This is a genomic window from Novosphingobium sp. Gsoil 351 (assembly GCF_009707465.1).
Classification (GTDB): Bacteria; Pseudomonadota; Alphaproteobacteria; order Sphingomonadales; family Sphingomonadaceae; genus Novosphingobium.
In genome coordinates this window covers 3,007,480-3,029,771 of sequence record NZ_CP046120.1, presented here as the reverse complement: position 1 = coordinate 3,029,771, position 22,292 = coordinate 3,007,480, and the positions used below count along the sequence as shown (strand labels likewise).

Sequence of the window (22,292 nt, the reverse complement as noted above, 5' to 3'; positions counted from 1 at the left end):
CGCCCGCTTTGTCAAGCAGCCGGAAGCCTGCCCCTACAGCATCGAAAGCCGCATCGAAACTGGCATGAAAATCCATCCCCTGATCACCACCACCGCCGCGCTCGAGGACCTTTGCGGCCGGCTGGCGAAGGCCGAGTTCATCACCGTGGACACCGAGTTCATGCGCGAGAACACCTTCTGGCCCGAGTTATGCCTGGTCCAGATCGCCGACAGCGAGGAGGCCGCGGCGATCGATCCGCTGGCTCCGGGGATCGACCTCGCCCCGCTGCTCCACCTGCTGGTCGACAACGAGGACGTGCTCAAGGTCTTCCACGCCGCCGGGCAGGACGTGGAGATCATCTTCAACCTGACCCAAAAGACCCCGCACCCGATCTTCGACACCCAGATCGCGTCGATGGCGATCAGCCAGTCGGAACAGATCGGCTATTCCAACCTGGTGGAATCTTGGCTGGGCTTCTCCGTCGATAAGGGGGCGCGGTTCACCGACTGGTCGCGCCGCCCGCTTAGCGAGCGTCAGGTCGAATACGCGATCGGCGACGTCACACATCTGGCCAAGATCTTCCCGCGGATGCTCAAACGGCTGATCAAGACCGGGCGCGGCGCATGGCTCGACGCCGAGATGGACAAGCTCGCCGACCCGGCCAACTACAAGAGCGATCCGGAGAACATGTGGCAGCGCATCCGCGCGCCCAGCCGCAACCCCGCCGTCCTTGGCCGCCTGCGCGCGCTGGCGGCGTGGCGCGAGGTAGAGGCGATGGACAAGAACATCCCGCGCGGACGGATCGCGCGCGACGAGACGCTGGCCGACATTGCAGGACACCCCCCGCAGCACCAGGCCGATCTCGCCAAGGTCCGCGGCCTCTCGGCCGGTTGGCGCGACAACGAGATCGGGCGGCGGATGATGGCCGCGCTCGATGGCGCCAGGCCGCTGACCGAAGACGAGATCCCGGCGCGCGCGGCGCGCGCGCGCCGCTCGGCAAGGAGGGCGCGCTGGTCGCCGACCTGCTCAAGCTGCTGCTCAAGATTCGCTGTCGCGAGGCCGACATCGCCGCCCGCCTTCTGACGCGCAGCGACGACCTGGAGGCGCTTGCGGCGGGCCAGCGCAAGGGGCTGGCGATCCTCGAGGGCTGGCGCTGGGAGGTGTTCGGCAAGGACGCGCTGGAGTTGGTCGAGGGCAAAACCGCGTTCGCCGTGGTTGGCGGCAAGCTCAAGATGGCGCACATCGACGACATCGGCGGCGGCAGCGCCGATGCGGTGGCGCATGTGGGCTGATGGCCGCGGGTGACCACCTACCATCCTACCCTCAAGCAGCTCCAATATCTCGTCGCCTTGCACGAGCACGGCCATTTCGGCCGTGCGGCGGAAAGCTGCTTCGTTTCGCAATCGACCCTCTCGGCAGGCCTGCGCGAACTTGAATCGCTGCTCGGCGTGGTTCTCGTCGAGCGCACTCGGCGGGTGGTCCGCTTCACCCCGCTGGGCAACCGGGTAGTGGCCAAGGCGCACCGCCTGCTGCGCGAGGCGGAGGAGTTGAGCGAGCTGGTCCAGTCGAGCGGCCAGCCGCTGGCCGGCGAACTGCGGATGAGCGTGATCCCCACGATCGCGCCGTTTCTGCTGCCCAAGATTCTGCCGCGCCTGCGCCAGGAGCGGCCGCTGCTCAAGCTGTTCCTGCGCGAGGAGCCCAGCGCTGCGGCGATCGAATCGCTCCACCACGGCCGCGCCGACTGCGTCTTGCTCGCGCTGCCCTTCGCTACTGGCGAGGTCGAGTGCGAGGCATTGTTCGACGACGCGCTGTTCGTCGCCTTCCCCAAGGACGACCCGCGCGATCCGCCCGCCAGCATCGTGCCCGCCACGATCGACGAATCGCGACTGCTGCTGCTCGAGGACGGCCACTGCCTCAAGGGATCATGCACTGGCCGCCTGCAACCGCCCCGAAATGCGCGCCAGCGCGACGATGATCGGCACTTCGCTGCACACCCTGGTGCAAATGGTCGACAACGGCCTGGGGCTGACGATGCTGCCCGCGATGGCGTTGGAGGCGGGCATCCTGCGCGACACCCAGATCGTCGCGCGCCCCCTAGACTCCGCCAACGCCTCTCGCCGGATCGCGCTGGTCTGGCGCAAGAACTCACCCCGCGGCGACGAGTTCAGGATGCTGGCGGGGGAATTGCGGGCGGGGTGAGCGCCGACTCAATCCATGTGCTTCAGGCCCACCCTCAGATAGTCCCAGCCGGTGATCACCGTTAGCGCCGCTGCGGCCCACAGCGTGGTCAGGCCGACTGTGTGCGGCACGTTGGCTTCGATTCCGAGCACCCACACGTTCCACCGCGGCAGCGCGTTGCCGAGGATCAACGCGCCCAGGCAGACGAGCTGGAAGGTTGTCTTCCACTTGGCCAGGCGGCTGACCGGGATCGAGACCTGCAGGCCGCCGAGGAACTCGCGCAGGCCCGAGACGGCGATCTCGCGGATCAGGATCACCAGACCCGCGATCACGTGCATGTCGCCCACGTAGGGCCCGCGCATCACCCCTTGCGCGGCGAGCACCAGGATCACCGCGGCGATCATGATCTTGTCGGCAATCGGATCGAGGAACTGACCGAGGCGGCTGACCTGCTTGCTCGCGCGCGCGAGATAGCCGTCGAAATAGTCGGTGATGCCCATCAGGCAGTACATCGCGAAGGCCAGGCCATAGCCCAGTTCCCAGGTCGGCCACCACAGCAGGAACGCCAGCAGCGGCACCGCGACGATCCGGCTCAGCGTGAGCGCGTTGGGCAGCGTCAGCATCCGCCCGCGCGGAACCGTTCCGGGTGCCAAGGTTGCGTCTCCGCCAAATGTCTTGTCCGCGCTCGACATGGCGCTAGACAGTGGCCCCGAACGAAGATGCTGGCAAGGATCGCATGACCACTTCGACGCATCTCGTCCATTCGCGACGTTTCCTGCCCCTGTTCGTCACCCAACTTCTCGGCGCCTTCAACGACAACCTCTTCAAGAACGCGATGGTGCTGTACGTGGTTTACAGCATCTACAACTCGGCCGAGGCCGAAGCCCAGTTCAGCGCGATCGCCAGCGGGCTGTTCATCCTGCCGTTCTTCGTACTCTCAGCGCTCGCCGGGCAGTTGGCCGACATGCGCGACAAGGCGCGGATCATCCGCATCGTCAAGGCCTGCGAGATCGCGATCATGCTGGTCGGCGCGGCTGGGCTGCTGCTCGCCTGGCGCAGCGGGGGCGCGAGCGCCATCGCGATCCCGCTGATGCTGACCGCGCTGTTCGCGATGGGGGTCCATTCGACGTTCTTCGGCCCGATCAAGTACGCAATTTTGCCGCAGCATCTCGAACCCGGCGAAGTCCTCGCCGGAACCGGGCTGGTCGAGGCGGGAACCTACATCGCGATCCTGGCGGGGACGATCCTGGCGGGGTGGATTCCGGTCGAATGGGCTGCGGCAGGGGTGATCGTGACCGCGCTGCTCGGCTACACGGTGAGCCGCGAGGTGCCCGACGCCCCGCCGCTCAGCCCCGGCGAGCCGCTCGATTTCCACCTCGTCCGCTCGTCGGTGCGGTTGGTGGGCAACACCCTCCACGATCGCCGGGTGTTCCTGGCAATCACGGCGATCAGCTTTTTCTGGACCATCGGTGCGGTGCTGTTCATCCAGTTCCCCCCGCTTGCCAAGAACGTGCTCGAGGCGAGCAAGGAAGTCGCCAGCCTCTTCCTGGTGGTGTTCTCGATTGGGGTGGCGATCGGTTCGATGTCGATCAACGCCCTGCTCAAGGGGCGGGTTTCGGCGCGCTTCGCCACCGGATCGGTAATCCTGATGGCCGGGTTCGTGGTGATTTTCTACATCGTCTGCCGCGGGTGGGCCGGGCACCCCGCGGACGGCCTGCTGAATGTCTCCCAATTCCTGCGCCAGCCGCTAGCGGGCCCCCTGCTGGTCGCGCTGCTGGGGATCGCGGTGACCGGGGGCATGTTCGTCGTCCCGCTCTACGCCTTCCTGACCACCTTCGTCGACAAATCGCAGACCGCGCGGACGATCGCGGCGAACAACATCGTCAATTCAGGCGCGATGGTGGTCGGGTCCCTGCTGGCGGTGGGGCTGTCCGCCGCGGGGGTCTCGATCGTCGATCAATTGCTGCTCAGCGCGGGGATGTGCCTGATCTCGGCCTGGTTGGCACAAAAGCTGTTCCAGGCAGAGAAGCGCGGCTGCCCTTCCACGCTCACGCGATAAACGCGCTCACTGCGAGGAAGCAGGCGCAATAGGCCATACCGAAATCGCGCGCGTCCTGCATCGTCAGGCCGGTGCTCTGGCGGATCTGGCGCTTGAGCGCGAGAAAGCGGAGCCGGGTGCGGAACGCGTTGGGCTGGGCGGGGCGCATCAGGGCGAGAGAACGACTCATGCCGGCAATGCTATGCCCTGTGCGAAAATCCTAACAGTGCGTTTACCACGATTGTGCGGGTCAAGCCGATCCCGGCGCGGGCCCTTTGCTCATCGCGACGATCCGCTCCCACTCCTCGGGCCGCACCGGCGCGACCGACAGGCGCGACTGACGCAGCATTTCCATCGCCGCAAGTTCGGGAGTGGCCTTGATTTCCTTGAGCGAGACGCCGCGTTTCAGCTTCCTGACGGGTTTGACCTTGACCGCCGCCCACTTGCCCGTTTCGTCCTTGGGATCCTTCAAGCCGGGCACGCTGATCTTCATGATTCCGACGATCTCCAGCCCGATGTTGGAGTGGTAGAAGAACGCCTCGTCGCCCTTGTTCATCGCCTGGAGATGGAGCTTGGCGGCGTGGTTGCGCACACCGTCCCACGTGCCCTCCCCCTCGGCAACAAGGTCGTCCCAGCCATAGACGTCGGGTTCCGACTTCATCAGCCAATAGCTTTTGGTCATGAATTTGCTCTCCGCTAACGCTAGGGGATGGCCATAGACATCCTTATTGGACGATTCCATGGACCTCGATACCCTCCCGGTGCTGTCGCTCGCCGACGCGCCCGACCTCCTTGCGCGCGATCTGGGCGACAGCTTCCGTACCTTTGGTTTCGCCATGGTCAGGGACCACGGCCTCGATCCGGCGCTGGTGCGCCGCGCCCGGGATCTGACCGCGCAATTCTTCGCGCTGCCCGAGGCGGAGAAGCGCAGCTACCTGATCCCCGGACAGGGCGGCGCGCGCGGCTACACAGCGTTCGGCACCGAGATCGCCAAGGGCGCCAAGGCTCACGATCTCAAGGAATTCTGGCATGTCGGACGCGATCTGCCGCCGGGCCATGCGCTGGCGGATTCGATGCCGCCCAACGTCTGGCCGGCGCGACCCGCCGGCTTTCGCGAGACGTTTGAGAGGCTATACGCCGAACTCGACAGGGTCGGCGCGACGATCCTGAGCCGAATCGCGGTGTGGCTGGGCCTCGACGAGCAATGGTTCGACCCGGCCATAAAAGACGGCAACTCGGTGCTGCGACTGCTCCATTACCCGCCGGTGCCGAGCGTCGAAGGCGGAGCGATCCGCGCCGGAGCGCACGAGGACATCAATCTGATCACTCTGCTGTTGGGGGCGGAGGAAGCTGGGCTCGAACTGCTGACCAAAGACGGCAAGTGGCTGGCGGTCGACCCGCCCGAAGGCGCGCTGGTGGTCAACATTGGCGACATGCTTCAGCGGCTGACCAACCACGTGCTGCCCAGCACCACCCACCGCGTGCGCAATCCGGATGGCCCGAGGGCAGCGCACAGCCGGTATTCGATGCCGTTCTTCCTGCACTTGCGCAGCGACTTCCCGTTCGTCACGCTGCCGCAGTGCGTGACCGAGCGAAATCCGGATCGGTATCCGATAAATGGACAAGCACCGATCACCGCCGACGACTATCTGCAGGAGCGTCTGCGCGAGATCGGCCTTAAGAATTAGCTAGATTGGACCGTTGACCTAGATCAATCTCGCAATTTCATCGGTCAGCCATCTTGTCGGGGAATTTCGGCTAAACATCGCGGCAGGGGGCTGGGAAAAAAATGCGTCGCACAAGCCTGATCCTAGGCTTTACCGCGCTCGCGCCACTGGCGATTCTTGCCGCGACGGTTACCGCGGGGCAACTGCGCAAGCAAAGCGCCGAAGCGGTAAGCCGCGCGCTGACCGCCGCGCGTGCCGTCAATGCCAGGGTCGATGGGGAGTTGATGGCCGACGACGCGGCGCTTCAGGTTCTCGCGGGCGCGACCCTAATCCAGAAGAAGGATTGGGAGGGCGCGCGGCTGCGCTTCGACCGAGTGATGCGCCATCGGCCGGGCTGGCGGGATATCCGGCTCATCGATCGCTCGACGGGGCGGCCGATCTTTTCGGTTCGTGACGGGGTCGTGGCCCCGGACGCACAGGGCGCCGGGCTTGTTCCCCAAACGTGGCCAGACCGAAGCACGATCGGCAATGTCGCGGGCGCGGGCCATGGCTGCCCATGTATCGCGATCGATCGCCGCGCCGGAGAGGATGGCACGCTTCCCTATGTGATCGAGGCCAGCATCGGTCTGGACAAGTTCCAGGCTATTCTAATGCGCGAGATCGCCGCGGCCGATCTGCGGTCCGAAAGCGTGTCGGCGATCGTCGATCGCCAGGGCCGCTTCCTTGCTCGCTCCCTCGACTTTCGAAATCGCGCCGGTACCCCCGGCTCCGCCTCGCTGCGCCAGTCCATCGCCCGCGCTTCGGACGGCACTTACGAAGGGGTGACCCTCGAAGGTTTGCGAAACCGGTCGGCCTTCGCCACATCTTCGTTCAGCGGTTTCTCCACGCACATCGCGATGCCATCGGCACGCTTCAGCCGCCTGGGCGCCGGATCGCTGGGCCTGACTTTGGCTGCAGTGGCGCTGGCGCTGCTCGTCGCGATGATCGCCATGCGCTTTGCCTGGTTGGAACAGGTGCGGTGGCGCGGCGACCAGCAACGGCTTGTGCAAAGCCAGAAGATGGAGGCGCTGGGGCGGTTCGCGAGTGGAGTGGCGCATGATTTCAACAACGTGCTCCAGGTGATCCTGAACAGCTTGCCGGGGATCGAGCGCACTTCGACCGATCCGGCGACCTTGCGCAAGGCGTCTCTGATCCGGCAGGCCGCTGAAAAGGGCGCGGGGCTGACCGCCGAACTGCTCCAATTCGCCCGCGACAAGCCGATCGATCTCGAGCGGGTCGAACTGGCGCCGCTGTTGTCCGACATCGAGGGGCTGATCGTGCGCGTGCTGGGCAATGATATCGCGCTGGAAACCAGCCTGGCTGCGCCCGGCCTGGCGATCCGTACCAATCGCGCGGCGCTGGAGATGGCCCTACTCAACCTCGCCGGCAACGCCCGCGATGCGATGCCTGATGGCGGCAAACTGCGGATCGCGGGACGCAACTCGGACAAGACCGGCTGCGTCGATCTGGAAATCTGCGACACCGGAACGGGCATGCCCGAGGATGTTGCCACGCGCGCCCTCGATCCGTTCTTCACCACCAAGGCAGTGGGCAAGGGCACTGGACTGGGGCTCGCCCAGGTCCACAGTCTGGTCCTGCAATCGAACGGGTCGATCCACATCGAGTCCAGTCCCGGTGCGGGAACAACGGTCCGGCTGGTGTTTCCGGAAGCCTAGCTGGTGGCCGAGCAATGATATTGTCCAAACCGCGCCCAGGCGTGTAAGGGCCGGGCCGCACCACCAATCGAGACCCTGATTTCATGACCGCATACAAAGCCCCCAGCTTCGCCGACCGCCAGGCCGCCGCCGCCGCGCGCGCGACAAGGCGCTGGCCAAGCTCAAGGCCAAGCCCCCGCTCGACCCTGAACTGGTCGCCGAACGCAAGGCCGCAGCCGAGCGCAAGGCAGCGGCCGCCGAGGAGAAACGGCTCGCGAAAATCGCCGAGCGCGAAGCGGCCAAGGCCGAAGCCGCCCAGCGTGCGGCCGAAGCTGCCGCCGCAGCCGAAGCAGCCAAGAAGCCCGAATTGACCGAAGAACAGAAGAAGGCTGAACGCGACGCCCGCTATGCAGCAAGGAAGGCCCGCAAAAAGCGGTAGGAAGTTTCCGGCAGTCTCCACCCCCGCTCTTGTCGAGCGGGAGCGGAGGCGCATCCGTCGAGACATCGTCCCCAACGCCGACCAGGCGCGCGTGTCTCGACCCCGCCCTGCGAGTCTGCTCGACATCGGTGGGCGTGGGGGGCCTGGAGCGTAGAGCGAACCCTTACCGTCCCCCGAACAGCTGCCTTCCCGCCAGGTCGAGCATGATCTCCTCGCTCCCCCCGCCAATCGCGTTGACCCGAACCTCGCGGTAGATCCGTTCGACCTTGCTGCCGGTGATATAGCTCGCCCCGCCGAGCACCTGCGCGGCTTCGCGGGCGACCGCCTCCAGCATCCGCGTCGCCTGAACTTTCAGCATCGCGAAGTCGGCCGGGCGATCCTTGCCCTCGCGAACCTGCCACGCGCACAGGTCGACCCATGCCTGAGTCGCCTCGATCTGGCGCTCCATGTCGGCAAGCTTGATCCGGATCGATTGATGCCCGACGAGAGGCTTGCCGAAGGTCTGGCGGGTTTGCGCCCACGCCACTGCCTCGGCCATCGCCACCCGGGCATAGGCGCAGCAGCCCATCGCCATGCCAAGCCGTTCGGCATTGAAATTGCGAACGATCCCGATGAAGCCGCCGTTCTCGGGGCCGATGAGATTGCTGGCGGGGACGCGCACACCGTCGAAATGGATCGCGGCGGTGTCCGAGCAGCGCCAGCCCATCTTGTCGAGCCGGGTCCGGCTGACGCCGGGCGAGTCCATCGCGATGAGCAGCAGCGAGATTCCGCCCGCCCCCGGCCCGCCGGTCCGCACCGCCGCCGTCAGCCAATCGGCGCGCATCCCGCTGGTGATGAACATCTTGCCGCCATCGACGACGTAGTGATCGCCGCCAGGGCCGCTGGACCGACGCGCTGTGGTCTTGAGATTGGCGACGTCCGACCCGCCCCCAGCCTCGGTAATCCCAAGCGCTATGATCTTCTCCCCAGCCAGCACCCGCGGGGCGACGCGGCGCTTCAGTTCGTCCGAACCCAGCGCAAGGATCGGCGGCAGCCCGATCCCGTGGGTCATCAGTGAAGCCCCCAGCCCGCCCGCACCGACCGCTGCGAGTTCCTCGGTCACCACCAGCGAATGGAAGTTGTCGAAGCCTTGGCTGTGCCCGCCGTACTCCTCGGGATACCGCAGCCCCAGGATGCCGGCCTCGGCCGCCTTGCGGTGGAGTTCGCGCGGCAGCTCGCCCTCGGCCTCCCAGCGATCGATGTGCGGGGCGATCTCGCGCGCCACGAAGCGCCGGACGCTCATCGCCAGCGCCTCGTGGGTTTCGTCGTAATAGGGACAGCGGGCGCGCCAGGCATCGAATGCGGTCATGACGCAAGGCTGGAAGGGCCCAGCGAGATCGTCAACCTAAACCCCGACCAAGTCGAGCGAGGTCAAGGGATCGCGCGTTGCGCGAGACCTCTCGACCTCGCTCGGCTTGAGCGGCAAGTGTGTGCGACGTTCTGTTCGCAGTAATCAAGCAAGGGATAAAGTGCAGCCGCCGCGCGTTGGGGCGGCAGGAGTAGTTCGGGCCGCTAGATGTACGCAGCGCAGCAGAACAGGACCGCCTCGGCGCTCGCTTCGACGGCTATCGTCGCGGGGATCGGCGCGATGCTGATGTTCGGGCTGCAGGCCGGCGTCGTCAAACAGGCGGCCGATGCGTTGGTTGCGATCGATCTTCTGCCACCGCGGCCAACGCCGGCCCCTACCCCCACCCCGCCGCCAAAGGTTACTCAGAAATCTGCGCCCAAAGGCGATCCCGGGCAGCGCAATCTGAAGAACGAGGCGACCCAGATCGTCGCGGTCAAACCGCCTGTGATCATCCTCAAGCCACCTCCAGTGGTCGTCGCGACGACCCCCGCGAACACCGGCAACGCCACCCAGAGCGGCGCTTCCGATCGCGCCGGACCGGGCCAGGGCGCGGGCGGATATGGCAGCGGCCTGGGCGGGGGGGCGACGGCGGTGATGGCGACGGGATCAACCGGGAAACACCGCCGCGCCCGATCCGTGACCGGCTGGCTTACAAGTACATCCCCGACGATGTCGGCGAGCCGGGTGAAACTGTCTCGTTGGGGGTCGTCTACATCGTCAACCCCGACGGCCACGTTTCCAACTGCCGGGTCGACCGAACCAGCGGCTATCCGCGGTTCGACCGCCTCGCCTGCCAGTTGATCGAGGAGCGCTTCCTCTTCCGCCCCGCCCGTGACCGCTCGGGCAAGGCGGTCAGTACCCGCGTCGGGCAGGACCACTATTGGGAGATACCGCGCGATGTCGATCGCGGTCGATGAACGGTATCAGGCGGCGCCAGTCGCAACGAAACCCAGGAACAGCGCCGACGCCGCGATCATCACCAGCGTCGCAGCCCAGCCGAACGCGGTCTGCGCGGACGAGACGGTCAACCGCCCCATCGCCCGCGGATTGCGCACGATCAGCATCATGATGACCATCAGCGGGCCCGCCAGAACGCCGTTCACCACAGCCGCCCAGTACAGCGCGCGCGCCGGATCGATTCCTACTCCGTTGAGCGCCGCGCCCGCCAGCGTGGTGGCGGCAATGGTTCCGTAAAACAGGCGAGCCGACAGCGGCTTGGCGTCAAGACTCCCGGCGATGCCCGCCATCTCGGTCACCGCATAGGCCGCCGATCCCGCAAGCACCGGGACCGCCAGGAGCCCGGTGCCGATGATCCCCACCGCGAACATCGCGAAAGCGAACTGGCCGGCAATCGGTCGCAACGCCTCCGCCGCCTGCGACGAGGTCGCGATGTCGCGCACCCCGCTGGCGTGAAGCGTCGCCGCGGTGGCAAACACGATTGCCAGCGAAATTAGCGTGCTGAACGCCATTCCCGTCAGCGTATCGAGGCGGATTCGCTTGAGCTCCGGACCCGCGGACTTCGGCGTCAGGCACAAGGGCTTGGCGTGGTGTCGGTGCTGCTCTTCGATTTCTTGGCCGGCCTGCCAGAAGAACAGGTAGGGACTGATCGTGGTGCCCAGAATTGCGACGAACGCAGTCGCGTAGGCGGCGTTGAACTGAAGCTCGGGCACCACCAGCGAGCGCAAGGCATGGCCCCACGGCACCCCGGCGACGAGCACGACGGCGACGTAGGTGAACAAGGAAAGCGTGGTCCACTTGAGGATCGCGGCATAGCGCGGGTAGCTCAGCCCCACCTCCAGCACGATGCAGACGATTCCGAAAAGCAGCGTGTAGAGCGCCGTGCTCCCCCCGATCAGCAGGCTCAGCGCCGCGCCCATCGCGCTCAAATCGGCACCCAGGTTGACGATATTGGCCACGAGCAGCAGCGACACCATCGCGTAGAGCAGCGACGGCGGATAATGGCGCCGCAGATTGCGAGCGATACCCGCGCCCGTGATCCGCCCGATCTCCGCCGCGATCTGTTGGATCGCGACCATCAGCGGAAAGCTGAGCACGAAGGTCCAGGCCAGCCCATAGCCGAACTCGGCCCCGACCTGGCTGTGCGTGCCGATTCCGCTGGGATCGTCGTCCGCTGCGCCGGTGATCAGCCCCGGGCCGAGCGCCTTGAGGAAGGCGCGGAAGCTCTTGGGTTGGTCTTCGGGGGTTTCGGTCACAAATGTCTGTCGCACGGGCCAGCCCCGCTGGCAAACAAACGCCGCTACCCGGCGCTTTCCACCGGCATCACGTTGTATTTCCGCACCTCGGCCTGGCTCAGGCAATAGCGCGTCGACTTGTTCGCCCCGCTGGCGACGGCCTGCTGCTTGTACATCACGTCGGTCAGCAGCTTGCGGCTGATTCCCATACGGATGAGGAAATCGTTGTCCTCGCTGGCCAGCATCGCGCTCGATTGCTCGATCTCGCCGATCAGCTTGATCGTTTCCTCGGTGCCTTCGCCGACCGACAGGTCGATGACGTCGCGGTCCTGGGTGTGGGTGAACATGTGGACCATGAACACCCCACCCGGCTCCACATAGCGCCGGTCACCGCCCATGAAAATGAAGTTGCAACTGGAAAAGCAGGTCCAACCCGCGGGAATCCGCGTCGCCATTCCCGGAAAGCTGCGGATCACGCGGCCCGCGGCATTGCCCGCCTCGGCATCGCCGCCGCGCGACTTGAGCCAGATTTCCTCGATCTTGTCGTCCTTGTCGATCGCCGCCTTGAGCCGCGCGGGAAGCGTATCCTCGACCACGCCGTCGAGGATCAGCACGTGCTTGCCGTCCTTCACCGCCGGGGTGATCGTCATGATCTTGAGCGGACCCCAATCGGGCTGGCCCGGGCAGCTTGGGTTGTCCGGATCGGGACCGGACGCGCCCGCCGCCTGTTTGGCGGGAGCGGCGGCAACGGTGGCCAGCGCGGCCAGCGTCAGCAGAGTGCGGCCCACTGCGATCACGGATCAGGCCATCAGCGAATAGCGCGCCTGGCCGGGGGCCTTGCACATCCGCTTGTTGGCGGTGGTCTCTTCGCCGTTGACGATGACCACGTCGGAAACGGTGATGCATTGCGAGGCCATGGCGAGCTGCTTGTCCTTGCCCTTGCCTTTGCCGGGGTTTCCGGCAGGCGCCGCGGGAGCCTGCTCGACCGCGACGATGGTCGACTTGCCTTTTACGTCCTTGCGGCTGGCCGAGGTCCATTCGGCGGTCTGGCCGACCATGACCTGGCCGCTATCGTCGCCGCGGGTCACCGCCAGCGTGGCGTCGGCGGCCTGCTTCTGCTCTTTCTGGTCGAGCTTGCAGGCGATCGCGTTGGTCAGGATCGTGGCGAACTCCGGAAGCGGAACGAAGCTGGCAAAGCGCCCGCCGACGCGATTGGCCATCGATCCGGCCATGCTGCCCATGATCGAGGCGCCGACGCTCTTCTTCTTTCCCTCGGGGCAGCCGCTGCTGGAGGTGTCGGCGGTCGAACTCTTCTTGCCCAGCGAGCCCAGGCTCAAGCCCCCGAACTGCGCCTGCGCGGCAGGCGCGGCGGCAAACGCCACCGCCGCGACGCCCAGGCTCGCAGTGCGAATGAATTGGTGAAGTGCGTTCACGGTTGTGCCCCCGATGCTGGTCAGCGGGCCGGCAGCGCCCGCGCCCCTTGCCTAAGCGGGAAAAATACGCCCCGCTGTGATCCAGGTCAATTGCGCGTTGTTAAAGCGATGGTGGAGCCTAGCGGGATCGAACCGCTGACCTCCTGCATGCCATGCAGGCGCTCTCCCAGCTGAGCTAAGGCCCCGTAACCATCATGTCCGCGCCCTGGGGTGGCGCGCGGAAGCGGCCTCTTATTGCCGGGGGGCGGTGCTGGCAAGATGGAAATGGCGGCTACTTGCCCTCCCCCTTTAGGGGAGAGCATACGAAGCCTTGCGAGCTTGCTCGCTAGGCGAAGTTGGAGAGGGGGAGGCAGTACAGCGCCCGGCCTCGCCCCTCTCCAAGCTGCGCTAGCTTCTTGCCGAAGCAAGCTTTGCTATCCTCTCCCCTGAAGGGGTGAGGGTTTTTTCAGTCAATGTTCTTCGTCGGTCTCGACCCCGGCCACGCCGAGATCATCGTCACCGCCGAGATCGACGTCGTTGTCCGGCGAATCCTCGTCGTCGTCGACACCTTCGAGATCCTCGTCGCCCAGGTCGGCGTCGTCGGCGGGCTCGACCTTCTCCTTGACCTGCTCATACGGAACCGGCTGCTTCGACTTGAGCACCGGCTCGGGCTGCCAGGCATAGCCGCACTCGACGCAAGTGACCGGATCGTCCTTGCCCAGGTCGTAGAAGCGGGTGCCGCATTTCGGGCAGCCGTGCTTGGCGCCCCATTCTGGCTTGACCATGAAAATCCTCGAGATTGGCGAACGGGCGGGTAGCTCGCTCGAACGAACGGTTGATGGGGGCGGTGCGCGGTGGGTTCAAGATTCTTGATCCCCCGGGCACACCGGGCGGCGCGCCTTGCCATAGCGCACCCCCGCTGTCAAAAGCCGCGCGCCCCAAGGACCCCGATGCCCGACCCTTCCCCCCCACCCCCTCGCCGTTTCCTCCCCGCCGGACCGTTGCGCGGCACCATCCGCGTGCCCGGCGACAAGTCGATCAGCCACCGCGCGCTGATGCTCGGCGCGCTGGCGATCGGCAAAACCACGATCCGCGGATTGCTCGAAGGCGAGGATGTATTGGCCACAGGCCGGGCGCTGACCCAGATGGGCGCGACGATCAGCAAGGGCAGCCAGGGCGAATGGCGCGTCCACGGCGTCGGCGTCGGCGGGCTGATGCAGCCGCGCGAAGCGCTCGACATGGGCAATTCGGGCACGTCGACCCGGCTATTGATGGGTCTCGTCGCCAGCCACCCGATCACCGCGACCTTCACTGGCGACGCCAGCCTGTCGCAGCGGCCGATGGGCCGCGTGATCGAGCCGTTGTCGCGGATGGGCGCAGAGTTCACCGCCAGCAGTCCGGATGTCGGGGGCGGCACGCTGCCGCTGACGGTCCGCGGCCTGTACCCGGCGGTGCCGATCGAATACCGTCTGCCCGTCGCTAGCGCGCAAGTGAAAAGCGCGGTGCTGCTCGCCGGGCTCAACACGCCCGGTGTCACCACGGTGATCGAGCCGGTGCCGACCCGCGACCATTCCGAGCGGATGCTGCGCGGGTTCGGCGCCGAATTGACCGTCGAAGAGGCCGACGGCGAGCGGATCATCCGCCTGACCGGCGAGGCCGATCTCAAGCCTCAGGACATCGAAGTTCCCGGCGACCCCAGCTCCGCCGCGTTCTTCATTGTCGCCGCCACCATCGTGCCGGGCAGCGAGCTGACGATCGCGAACGTCGGCCTCAACCCCACCCGCTGCGGCCTGGTCCACGTTCTGCGCGACATGGGTGCCGACATTGCCGAGACCAACCCGCGCGTAGTTGGCGGCGAACCCGTCGCCGACCTGATCGTCCGCCACGCGCCGCTCAAGGGCATCGAAGTAGACCTGCGCGTTGTCGCCAGCATGATCGACGAGTTCCCGGTGTTCTTCGTCGCCGCCGCGCTGGCCGAAGGCCAGACAAGCACGCGTCACCTCGAAGAGTTGCGGGTCAAGGAATCCGATCGCCTGGCGACGATGGCCGTCGCGCTGGCGGCGATCGGCGCGCGGGTGGTCGAACGTCAGGACGGGCTGGTCATCCAGGGTAGCGGAGGCGAGCCCTTGCACGGCGGCGGCCCGATCGCCACGCGCCTCGACCACCGCATCGCGATGAGCATGGCCGTGGCCGGCCTCGTCAGTCGCGACGGCGTCGAAGTCGACGATACCAGCCCGATCGCCACCAGCTTTCCGGCTTTCGAGGCGCTGCTGGCATCGGTGAGCGGCCGATGAGCGCCGCCTGGGTCAACGCCGACTGGGCCAATATCATCGGTCTGATGGGCAGCGCGATCTTCATTGCGGCGTTCGCCTATGCCAACGCCGCCGCAAGGCTCGACAAGGTGATGTTCAATGTCGCCAACCTGATCGGCGCGGTCTTGCTGCTCGCATCGCTATGGGTCCACTTCAACCTCGCCGCGTTCGTGCTTGAAGCGGCATGGGCGGTGATTGCAGCGTGGGGCCTGGTCAAGGCTTTGCGCGAGCGGCGGCGCGGGAGCACCGGATGATCATCGCGGTCGATGGCCCGACCGCCTCGGGCAAGGGCACCATCGCCAGGGCCCTTGCCGCGCATTTCGGGTTGCCGCATCTCGATACCGGGCTGCTCTATCGCGCCGTGGGTCGCCAGGTCGAGCTGGCTGGAGGCGACCCGGACGATCCGGCGGTGGCGCTGGCGGCGTGCGATTTCGCTGAAAGCCTGCTGACCGATCCGGCGCTCCGCAGCGAGATCGTGGGCGGGCTGGCGAGCCGGGTCTCGATCCATCCCGCGGTCCGCCGCGCGCTGTACGATCGCCAGCGTGCCTTCGCCACCCAGCCCGGCGGCGCAGTGCTCGACGGACGCGACATCGGCACCGTCATCGCACCCGAGGCCGAGGTGAAGCTGTATGTCACCGCATCCGTCGAAGCCCGTGCCCAACGCCGCTTCGCCGAAATGCGCAAGCGCGGCGAGGCGGTGTCGCTGGCGGCGATCGAGGACGACCTGCACCGCCGCGACCAGCGCGACAGCGGCCGCGCCGATGCGCCGCTGCGCGCCGCGGACGACGCGCTGACGCTCGACAACTCGCACCTTAGTGCCGAACAGTCGGTCGCCGAAGCGATCCGCCTGGCCGAGAACGGCCGGCGCTAGAACTTTTGATTTTCCTACACGGGGTGCCTCGTGCCACCCCGGCGCGATGCGCGCCTCGTTCCTCAACCCCCGCGGCGGTGCCGGCGCGTCTACGAAAGGTCACACCGCCTTTCCCGCCGCGCCAGGAAATCCGCGGGTGTGGCGCCTAAGGTCACAGAGTTTCAAACGGCGTCCCGCGGTCCATGCAAGCGCCGCTTTCGCTTGCCTTTTGGTGCTTCCGCGACTAGGCGCGCCGAGTTCAACGGATCGTCAGACCCTTCGAACCCTCGCTATGGCATCCGGCCCGGCGGGGAGAGCGGCCCTTTTTGGCCCGCGCGCGGCAATCCCGCCGTTCGCGGAGAAAAGACCGGCGGAACCAACCGCCCGGCCGGCAACGACAGTACGGGAATACAACTGAACATGGCATCACTCGCCAACCCCACCCGCGACGATTTCGCCGCGATGCTCGATGAATCGCTGGGCGGCAGTGCCGACGGCGGCTTCGAGGGACGCGTCGTCAAGGGTACGATTACCGCGATCGAAAACGACAAGGCCGTCATCGACGTCGGCCTGAAGAGCGAGGGCCGCGTCGCCCTGCGCGAATTCGCCGCCCCCGGCCAGCCGCACGGCCTTTCGGTCGGCGATGAAGTCGAAGTCTACGTCGACCGCGTCGAGAACGCAGACGGCGAAGCGATGCTCAGCCGCGACCGCGCCCGCCGCGAAGCCGCGTGGGACAAGCTCGAAAACGAATTCGGCGAAGGCAAGCGCGTCGAAGGCACGATCTTCGGCCGGGTCAAGGGCGGCTTCACCGTCGACCTCGACGGCGCCGTGGCGTTCCTGCCGGGCAGCCAGGTCGACATCCGCCCGGTTCGCGACGTCGGCCCGCTGATGGACCAGAAGCAGCCGTTCCAGATCCTCAAGATGGATCGCCGCCGCGGCAACATCGTGGTCTCGCGCCGCGCGGTCCTCGAAGAAACCCGCGCCGAACAACGTTCGGGCCTGATCGAGAAGCTGGCCGAGGGCCAGGTGATCGACGGCGTGGTCAAGAACATCACCGACTACGGCGCGTTCGTCGACCTTGGCGGCATCGACGGCCTGCTCCACGTCACCGACATGAGCTACAAGCGGGTCAACCACCCGAGCGAGGTCATCAACATCGGTGACGTCGTCAAGGTTCAGATCATCCGCATCAATCCCGAGACGCAGCGCATCTCGCTGGGCATGAAGCAGCTTGAAAGCGATCCGTGGGATGGCGTCGCGGCCAAGTATCCGGTCGGCGCCAAGCTCAAGGGCGTGGTCACCAACATCACCGAATACGGCGCTTTCGTCGAGCTCGAAGCCGGGATCGAGGGCCTCGTCCACGTTTCCGAGATGAGCTGGACCAAGAAAAACGTCCACCCCGGCAAGATCGTCAGCACAAGCCAGGAAGTCGACGTGATGGTGCTGGAGGTCGACAGCGACAAGCGCCGGATCAGCCTCGGCCTCAAGCAGGCGCATTCGAACCCGTGGGACGACTTCGCCGAGAAGCACCCGATCGGTTCGATCGTCGAGGGCGAAGTCAAGAACGCCACCGAGTTCGGCCTATTCATCGGGCTGGATGGCGACGTCGACGGCATGGTCCACATGTCCGACATCGCCTGGGGCATCTCGGGCGAGGACGCGCTGGCGCTCCACCGCAAGGGTGAGCCGGTCAAGGCCGTGGTGCTCGACGTCGACGTCGACAAGGAGCGCATCAGCCTGGGCATGAAGCAGCTCGAAAAGGGTGCTCCGGCGGTCGGTTCGGCCTCGGCCAGCAGCTCCGGCGCGGCCGGCGGTGCGGGCGGCCTGCGCAAGGGCGAAGTCGTCACCGTCACCGTGCTCGAAGTCCGCGATGGCGGGCTGGAAGTCCAGGCCGGCGAGGACGGCGCGACCGGCTTCATCAAGCGTTCGGATCTCGGCCGCGACCGCGACGAGCAGCGCCCCGACCGTTTCCAGGCGGGTCAGAAGCTCGACGCCATGGTCACCGGCTTCGACCGGTCCAAGAAGCCCAACTTCTCGGTCAAGGCGCGCCAGCTCCACGAAGAGAAGGAAGCGGTCGAGCAGTACGGCTCTTCCGATTCGGGTGCATCGCTGGGCGACATCCTCGGCGCCGCGCTCAAGGCCAAGAACGACTGAGGCCAACCGCCTTTAGCCAAACAGAAGCCCGTCCGGAGCGATCCGGGCGGGCTTTTGCTTTCCTACATGGTGGAGGCTGTGGCAGGATCGGCGCATGCTCCAAATCCACCAGTTCCCCTGCCTGTCCGACAACTACGGCTTTCTCGTCCACGACGACGTGAGTGGCGAAACGACCTGCATCGATACGCCCGATGCCGAGGCCTATCTGCGCGAGGCGGACGCCCAAGGCTGGCGGATCACGCAGATCTGGAACACCCATTGGCATCCCGACCACGCCGGCGGCAACGCCGCGATCAAGGCCGCCACCGGGTGCAGGATAACCGGCCCGGCGGAAGTCGAGCGCCTGGGGACCGCGCCCGACCGGGTGATCGCGCACGGTGATCGCGTCGCGCTGGGTTCGCACGAGGCGCTCGTCATCGACGTCGGCGGGCACACCAACGGCCACATCGCCTACCACCTCGCCGACGACGGCATCGCCTTCGTCGGCGACGCGCTGTTCGCGCTGGGTTGCGGAAGGATGTTCGAAGGCACCGCACCGCAGTTCTGGGCGAGCCTGACGCGGCTCAAGGCGCTGCCGCCCGCCACCACGCTCTATTGCGCGCACGAATACACCGCATCCAACGCGCGCTTCGCGTTACATGCCGATCCAGGGAACCAGTCGCTGCGCGCCTATGCCGACGAGGTCAGCGCCCGACGCGAACGGGGCGAATGGACGGTGCCGACCACCCTCGAGCGCGAGCTTGCCGCCAACCCCTTCCTGCGCGCCGACGATCCGGCCGTACAGGCGCGCTGGGGCGGAGGCGACGCGGTGACCACGTTTGCCGCGCTGCGGGCAGCCAAGGACACCTTCTGAGCGCGATGCAGGCGCTGCAGGTCCAGTCGCTCGCGCCCGACTACGCCGGTTGCGTGATCGGCGATCTGCCAGTCCCCCAACCCGGCGCTGATGAGGCGCTGATCAGAGTGCGCGCCGCCGCGCTCAATTTTCCTGACTTGCTGATGACGCGCGGCGAATACCAACTCAAGCCGGCGCTGCCGTTCGTGCCTGGAATGGAGGCGGCGGGCGAGGTAGTTTCCGCGCCCACGGGATCAGGCTTCGCGGCTGGCGACCGGGTGGTCGCGGGAACTCGCCTGGGCGGGTTCGCCGAATTCGCTGCGGTGCCGCTGCCCAACCTGCGCGCCTTGCCCGAAGGAATATCGTTCGAGCCCGCCGCGGCGTTCGGCAGCGCCTATCTGACCGCGTGGGTGGCGCTGGTCGAACTCGGCAAGCTCACGCCCGGCCAGTGGGTGCTGGTCCATGGCGGGGCCGGCGGAGTCGGTCTGGCCGCGGTTGATCTGGCGCAGGCGCTGGGGGCGCGAGTGATCGCCGCTTCCGCATCGCCAACCAAGCTGGCGGTGGTCGAACGCGAATACGCCCCCGCGGCTGCGATCCTCGCCCAAGGGCGGTTCCGCGAGAAGGTCGCCGAGAATACCGGCGGCGCCCTTGCCGATCTGGTCTACGATCCGGTCGGCGGCGCGGTGTTCGACGAGAGCACCCGCTGCGTGGCGTTCGGCGGCAAGCTGCTGGTGGTCGGCTTCACTTCGGGCCGGATCCCCAACATCTCGGTCAACATCCCGCTGATCAAGGGTTTTTCCATCGTCGGTGTACGCGCAGGCGAGTATTCGAGACGCTTTCCGGCACGCGGCGCGGCGGTGCGCGACGAGACGCTGCGGTTGCTGAGCGAGGGCCGGATCAGGCCGCGGATCGACCGCGTGTTGCCGCTATCGCGCTGGCGCGAGGGGTTCGCGGCGATGGCCAACCGCGAGGTGGTGGGCAAAGTGGTGTTCGTGCCGGGGACTTAGATACCCGCGATCGCGCCGTCGACCAGCGCCTTGTCGGCCTTGGCGTCGTGTCTGGCGGCGATCAGAGTCTCGGCAGCCACACTCGCGGCGGTCGCCGCGCGCTCGCGGATTTCGGCAACCGCGGCGCGTTCGGCGCCCGCGATCTTGGCCTCGGCCATCGCGTGGTGACGCTCGATCAGCGCGGCGGCGTCGGTCTTGGCCTTGGCCACGATTTCCGCGGCCTGGCGCTCGGCCCCGGCCTTGAGCGCGGCGATCTCGGCATCAGCCTCGCGCGCCTTGGCTTCGTATTCGGCCTTGAGCGCGGCGGCTTCATCACGCAGCCGTGCCGCTTCATCGAGCTGTCCGCGAATGTCGGCAATCTTCGCGTCAAGCATCCTGGCGACCAGCGCGGGCACCTTGGCGTAGAGCATGATCCCGAAGACGACGAGCATCGCCAGCGCGACATAGCCGCCCGGAGCGATCCCGAACGCGGTCGCCTCGGCGTGTTCCTCGGCGGCCCCGTGGGCGGCGACGGCAAGCAGGTCAAGCACGGCTGAAGGCTCCGGCAACGGCGGCACGGGCAGCGTCTGGCGAAACGGTGGCCCCGGTCAGCTTGGCGACGATGTCGCGCGCGGCCTCGGCGGCGACCACCTCGATCTCGGTCAGCGCGCTGCCCCGTGCGGTGGCGAGCGCCGCCGCTGCGGCATCGATCGTCTTGGCGATCTCGGCATCCGCCGCCTTGACCCGCGTTTCCGCCTCCAGCGCCGACGCCGACTTGGCCGCAGCGGCAGCTGTCACCGCCTCGGCGTGTGCGTCGTTCATCTTCTTGCGCCAGGCTTCTTCCTCGGCCTCGGCCGCGGCGCGCAGGCGCTCGGCTTCGGCGAGGTCGGTCGCGATCTTGGCGTCGCGCGCGTCGACCGTCGCCTCGACCTTGGGGACGATCCCACGGCCGACGAGGAAGAAGATCGCGAGCAACGTCACCACCAGCCAGAACCACTGGGACTGGTAGACGAGCGCAAGTTGGGAAATCTGGGGCATCGGTCTCTCTTTACGCCTGGCAGGACCGGCGGGACTTGCCCGCCGGATCCCGAATTCAACGCGCGTAGAGGATGATCATGGCGACGGCGAAGGCCATCAGCCCGAGCAGTTCCGCCGCAGCGAAGCCGATGTAGAGCACGGTGGTCTGCCCGGCGGCTGCCGCCGGATTGCGCAGCGCGCCCTGGAGGAAGTTACCGAAGACGGTGCCGACGCCGGCAGCCGCGGCGCCCGCGCCGATTGCCGCGAGACCGGCGCCGATGACTTGTGCGGAAGCGAGATCCATTTTCTTACCCTTCGTTGATAGGCGATTGAAATATCTTTTAAAAAACTCAGTGCAGGTGCACCGCGTCCTTGATGTACAGCGAGGTCAGCAACGCGAAGACGTAGGCTTGGATACCGCCGACCAGCAGCTCCAATGCGTTGACGAAAATCAGGAAGACAAAGCACAACGCCGAAATGAACCAACCCAGAGCACTGCCCGCGTTGAGGCCCTGGACCACGAAGTTGCCGAACACTTCCAGCAGGACGTGACCGGCGAACATCGCCACGAACGGCCGGAGACCGAGGCTGAACGGGCGGACGAGGAAGCTGACGAATTCGATCGGCGCCACGAACAGCTTGACCGGCAGCGGCGCGCCATGCGGCACGAACAACGAGAAAAAGTGTAGCCCGTGCTTCCAGAAGCCGACGCCGAGAACGATCGCGAAGCTCAGGATGCTCATGAAGCCGGTGATCGTGAACTGGCTCGTCACCGTGAACGGATGCGCGCCGGTGATCGCCAGCGGCATCGCGCCGATCCAGTTCGAAAACAGAATGAACACGAAGGCGGTGAAAATCCACGGAAGATAACGACGACCTTCGGCCCCGATGCTCTGTGTCGCAATTCCCCCGACGAACCCGGTCAGCCCCTCGACCGCGGCCTGCCAGCGGCCGGGCACGAGCTGGCGCCTGGTGCCGCCCCACATGAAGGCGATGATCGCGACGAGCACGATCATCATCCACAGCGAGGAATTGGTGAACTGGAACGGCGACGCGGTGAGCTCGCCTCCCCCGATGGGGGAGATCGCGAACTGGTGCATCGGGTCCATCTTGCCTTCAGCGGCCACGTCGTTGCTCGTCCCTCGAATACTCGC

The 22,292-nt window shown here is 66.6% G+C and carries 23 protein-coding genes, 1 tRNA gene and 2 pseudogenes; 13 read left to right on the top strand and 13 right to left on the bottom strand.

The window, feature by feature from the left end:
• The first annotated feature begins 64 nt into the window (after window positions 1–64).
• A pseudogene (gene rnd / locus GKE62_RS14660) lies at window positions 65–1,272 on the top strand (ribonuclease D).
• A gap of 9 nt (window positions 1,273–1,281) precedes the next feature.
• A pseudogene (locus GKE62_RS14655) lies at window positions 1,282–2,179 on the top strand (hydrogen peroxide-inducible genes activator).
• Window positions 2,180–2,187: 8 nt separating this feature from the next.
• On the opposite strand, the gene pgsA reads toward GKE62_RS14655, so the two are convergent.
• Entirely contained in the window at window positions 2,188–2,781 is a 594-nt protein-coding gene (gene pgsA / locus GKE62_RS14650) for a CDP-diacylglycerol--glycerol-3-phosphate 3-phosphatidyltransferase (RefSeq protein ID WP_154693752.1), read from the bottom strand.
• Window positions 2,782–2,894: 113 nt separating this feature from the next.
• Here pgsA and GKE62_RS14645 point away from each other — a divergent pair, with 113 nt between their 5' ends.
• The gene (locus tag GKE62_RS14645) at window positions 2,895–4,217 is read left to right on the top strand and encodes an MFS transporter (protein ID WP_154693751.1); all 1,323 of its coding nucleotides are present in this window, start codon (window positions 2,895–2,897) and stop codon (window positions 4,215–4,217) included.
• Here GKE62_RS14645 and GKE62_RS14640 read toward each other — a convergent pair.
• Together GKE62_RS14640 and GKE62_RS14635 are read right to left on the bottom strand one after the other, a co-directional pair.
• Window positions 4,207–4,386: a hypothetical protein gene (locus tag GKE62_RS14640; RefSeq protein WP_154692880.1), complete on the bottom strand. Its 180-nt coding sequence runs from the start codon at window positions 4,384–4,386 to the stop codon at window positions 4,207–4,209. The two genes, GKE62_RS14645 and GKE62_RS14640, sit on opposite strands and share 11 nt — an antisense overlap.
• Window positions 4,387–4,446: 60 nt before the next feature.
• On the bottom strand, window positions 4,447–4,878 hold the full coding sequence (locus GKE62_RS14635; protein ID WP_154692879.1) for an EVE domain-containing protein: 432 nt from the start codon (window positions 4,876–4,878) through the stop codon (window positions 4,447–4,449).
• 58 nt (window positions 4,879–4,936) lie between these two features.
• Between GKE62_RS14635 and GKE62_RS14630 the strand changes: the two genes are divergently transcribed.
• The 3 genes from GKE62_RS14630 (at window position 4,937) to GKE62_RS19085 (ending at window position 7,996) form a co-directional block, all read left to right on the top strand.
• Window positions 4,937–5,884, top strand: coding sequence for an isopenicillin N synthase family oxygenase (locus GKE62_RS14630; RefSeq protein WP_154692878.1), 948 nt, complete (start codon window positions 4,937–4,939; stop codon window positions 5,882–5,884).
• A 101-nt stretch (window positions 5,885–5,985) separates the two neighbouring features.
• The gene (locus GKE62_RS14625) at window positions 5,986–7,578 is read left to right on the top strand and encodes an ATP-binding protein (RefSeq protein WP_154692877.1); all 1,593 of its coding nucleotides are present in this window, start codon (window positions 5,986–5,988) and stop codon (window positions 7,576–7,578) included.
• A gap of 91 nt (window positions 7,579–7,669) precedes the next feature.
• Window positions 7,670–7,996 carry a DUF6481 family protein gene (locus GKE62_RS19085; protein ID WP_370516101.1) on the top strand — a complete coding sequence of 109 codons (327 nt, stop codon included), beginning with the start codon at window positions 7,670–7,672 and terminating at the stop codon, window positions 7,994–7,996.
• 163 nt (window positions 7,997–8,159) lie between these two features.
• Here GKE62_RS19085 and GKE62_RS14620 read toward each other — a convergent pair whose 3' ends face one another.
• The gene (locus tag GKE62_RS14620; RefSeq protein WP_154692876.1) at window positions 8,160–9,344 is read right to left on the bottom strand and encodes an acyl-CoA dehydrogenase family protein; all 1,185 of its coding nucleotides are present in this window, start codon (window positions 9,342–9,344) and stop codon (window positions 8,160–8,162) included.
• Window positions 9,345–10,081: 737 nt separating this feature from the next.
• On the opposite strand from GKE62_RS14620, the gene GKE62_RS18560 reads away from it, so the two are divergent.
• Window positions 10,082–10,300 (top strand): energy transducer TonB, encoded by a 219-nt coding sequence (locus GKE62_RS18560; RefSeq protein WP_195908416.1) that lies wholly within the window; start codon window positions 10,082–10,084, stop codon window positions 10,298–10,300.
• A 6-nt stretch (window positions 10,301–10,306) separates the two neighbouring features.
• Here the strand turns inward: GKE62_RS18560 and GKE62_RS14610 are convergent, their stop codons facing one another.
• The 5 genes from GKE62_RS14610 to GKE62_RS14590 all read right to left on the bottom strand — a co-directional run bounded on the left by GKE62_RS14610 (window position 10,307) and on the right by GKE62_RS14590 (window position 13,772).
• Window positions 10,307–11,611: an NRAMP family divalent metal transporter gene (locus GKE62_RS14610; protein ID WP_230206721.1), complete on the bottom strand. Its 1,305-nt coding sequence runs from the start codon at window positions 11,609–11,611 to the stop codon at window positions 10,307–10,309.
• Window positions 11,612–11,640: 29 nt separating this feature from the next.
• Window positions 11,641–12,372 (bottom strand): hypothetical protein, encoded by a 732-nt coding sequence (locus tag GKE62_RS14605; protein ID WP_230206720.1) that lies wholly within the window; start codon window positions 12,370–12,372, stop codon window positions 11,641–11,643.
• A gap of 3 nt (window positions 12,373–12,375) precedes the next feature.
• Window positions 12,376–13,008, bottom strand: a complete 633-nt coding sequence (locus tag GKE62_RS14600) for a hypothetical protein (RefSeq protein WP_154692874.1) — start codon at window positions 13,006–13,008, stop codon at window positions 12,376–12,378.
• Window positions 13,009–13,117: 109 nt separating this feature from the next.
• A tRNA-Ala gene (locus GKE62_RS14595) sits at window positions 13,118–13,193 on the bottom strand.
• A gap of 264 nt (window positions 13,194–13,457) precedes the next feature.
• Window positions 13,458–13,772 carry an FYDLN acid domain-containing protein gene (locus tag GKE62_RS14590; protein WP_154692873.1) on the bottom strand — a complete coding sequence of 105 codons (315 nt, stop codon included), beginning with the start codon at window positions 13,770–13,772 and terminating at the stop codon, window positions 13,458–13,460.
• A gap of 165 nt (window positions 13,773–13,937) precedes the next feature.
• On the opposite strand from GKE62_RS14590, the gene aroA reads away from it, so the two are divergent.
• The 6 genes from aroA (at window position 13,938) to GKE62_RS14560 (ending at window position 20,142) form a co-directional block, all read left to right on the top strand.
• Window positions 13,938–15,281: a 3-phosphoshikimate 1-carboxyvinyltransferase gene (aroA, locus tag GKE62_RS14585; RefSeq protein ID WP_154692872.1), complete on the top strand. Its 1,344-nt coding sequence runs from the start codon at window positions 13,938–13,940 to the stop codon at window positions 15,279–15,281.
• On the top strand, window positions 15,278–15,553 hold the full coding sequence (locus GKE62_RS14580) for a hypothetical protein (protein WP_154692871.1): 276 nt from the start codon (window positions 15,278–15,280) through the stop codon (window positions 15,551–15,553). Before aroA ends, GKE62_RS14580 begins: the two co-directional genes overlap by 4 nt.
• Complete coding sequence (locus GKE62_RS14575) at window positions 15,550–16,170, top strand: d(CMP) kinase (protein WP_154692870.1); 621 nt, start codon at window positions 15,550–15,552, stop codon at window positions 16,168–16,170. Before GKE62_RS14580 ends, GKE62_RS14575 begins: the two co-directional genes overlap by 4 nt.
• Before the next feature lie 399 nt (window positions 16,171–16,569).
• Window positions 16,570–18,303 (top strand): 30S ribosomal protein S1, encoded by a 1,734-nt coding sequence (rpsA, locus tag GKE62_RS14570; RefSeq protein ID WP_154692869.1) that lies wholly within the window; start codon window positions 16,570–16,572, stop codon window positions 18,301–18,303.
• Window positions 18,304–18,397: 94 nt separating this feature from the next.
• Window positions 18,398–19,156, top strand: coding sequence for a hydroxyacylglutathione hydrolase (gene gloB / locus GKE62_RS14565; protein WP_154692868.1), 759 nt, complete (start codon window positions 18,398–18,400; stop codon window positions 19,154–19,156).
• 5 nt (window positions 19,157–19,161) lie between these two features.
• Window positions 19,162–20,142 (top strand): NADPH:quinone oxidoreductase family protein, encoded by a 981-nt coding sequence (locus tag GKE62_RS14560; RefSeq protein WP_154692867.1) that lies wholly within the window; start codon window positions 19,162–19,164, stop codon window positions 20,140–20,142.
• On the opposite strand, the gene GKE62_RS14555 is transcribed toward GKE62_RS14560, so the two are convergent.
• The 4 genes from GKE62_RS14555 to GKE62_RS14540 are packed head-to-tail and all read right to left on the bottom strand — an operon-like array spanning window position 20,139 to window position 22,265.
• The gene (locus tag GKE62_RS14555) at window positions 20,139–20,672 is read right to left on the bottom strand and encodes a hypothetical protein (RefSeq protein WP_230206719.1); all 534 of its coding nucleotides are present in this window, start codon (window positions 20,670–20,672) and stop codon (window positions 20,139–20,141) included. The two genes, GKE62_RS14560 and GKE62_RS14555, sit on opposite strands and share 4 nt — an antisense overlap.
• Complete coding sequence (locus GKE62_RS14550; RefSeq protein WP_154692866.1) at window positions 20,665–21,159, bottom strand: ATPase; 495 nt, start codon at window positions 21,157–21,159, stop codon at window positions 20,665–20,667. The genes GKE62_RS14555 and GKE62_RS14550 overlap by 8 nt, the downstream gene beginning before the upstream one ends.
• Window positions 21,160–21,214: 55 nt before the next feature.
• Entirely contained in the window at window positions 21,215–21,442 is a 228-nt protein-coding gene (locus GKE62_RS14545; RefSeq protein ID WP_154692865.1) for a F0F1 ATP synthase subunit C, read from the bottom strand.
• A 46-nt stretch (window positions 21,443–21,488) separates the two neighbouring features.
• Entirely contained in the window at window positions 21,489–22,265 is a 777-nt protein-coding gene (locus GKE62_RS14540) for a F0F1 ATP synthase subunit A (RefSeq protein WP_154692864.1), read from the bottom strand.
• Between the last annotated feature and the right edge of the window lie 27 nt (window positions 22,266–22,292).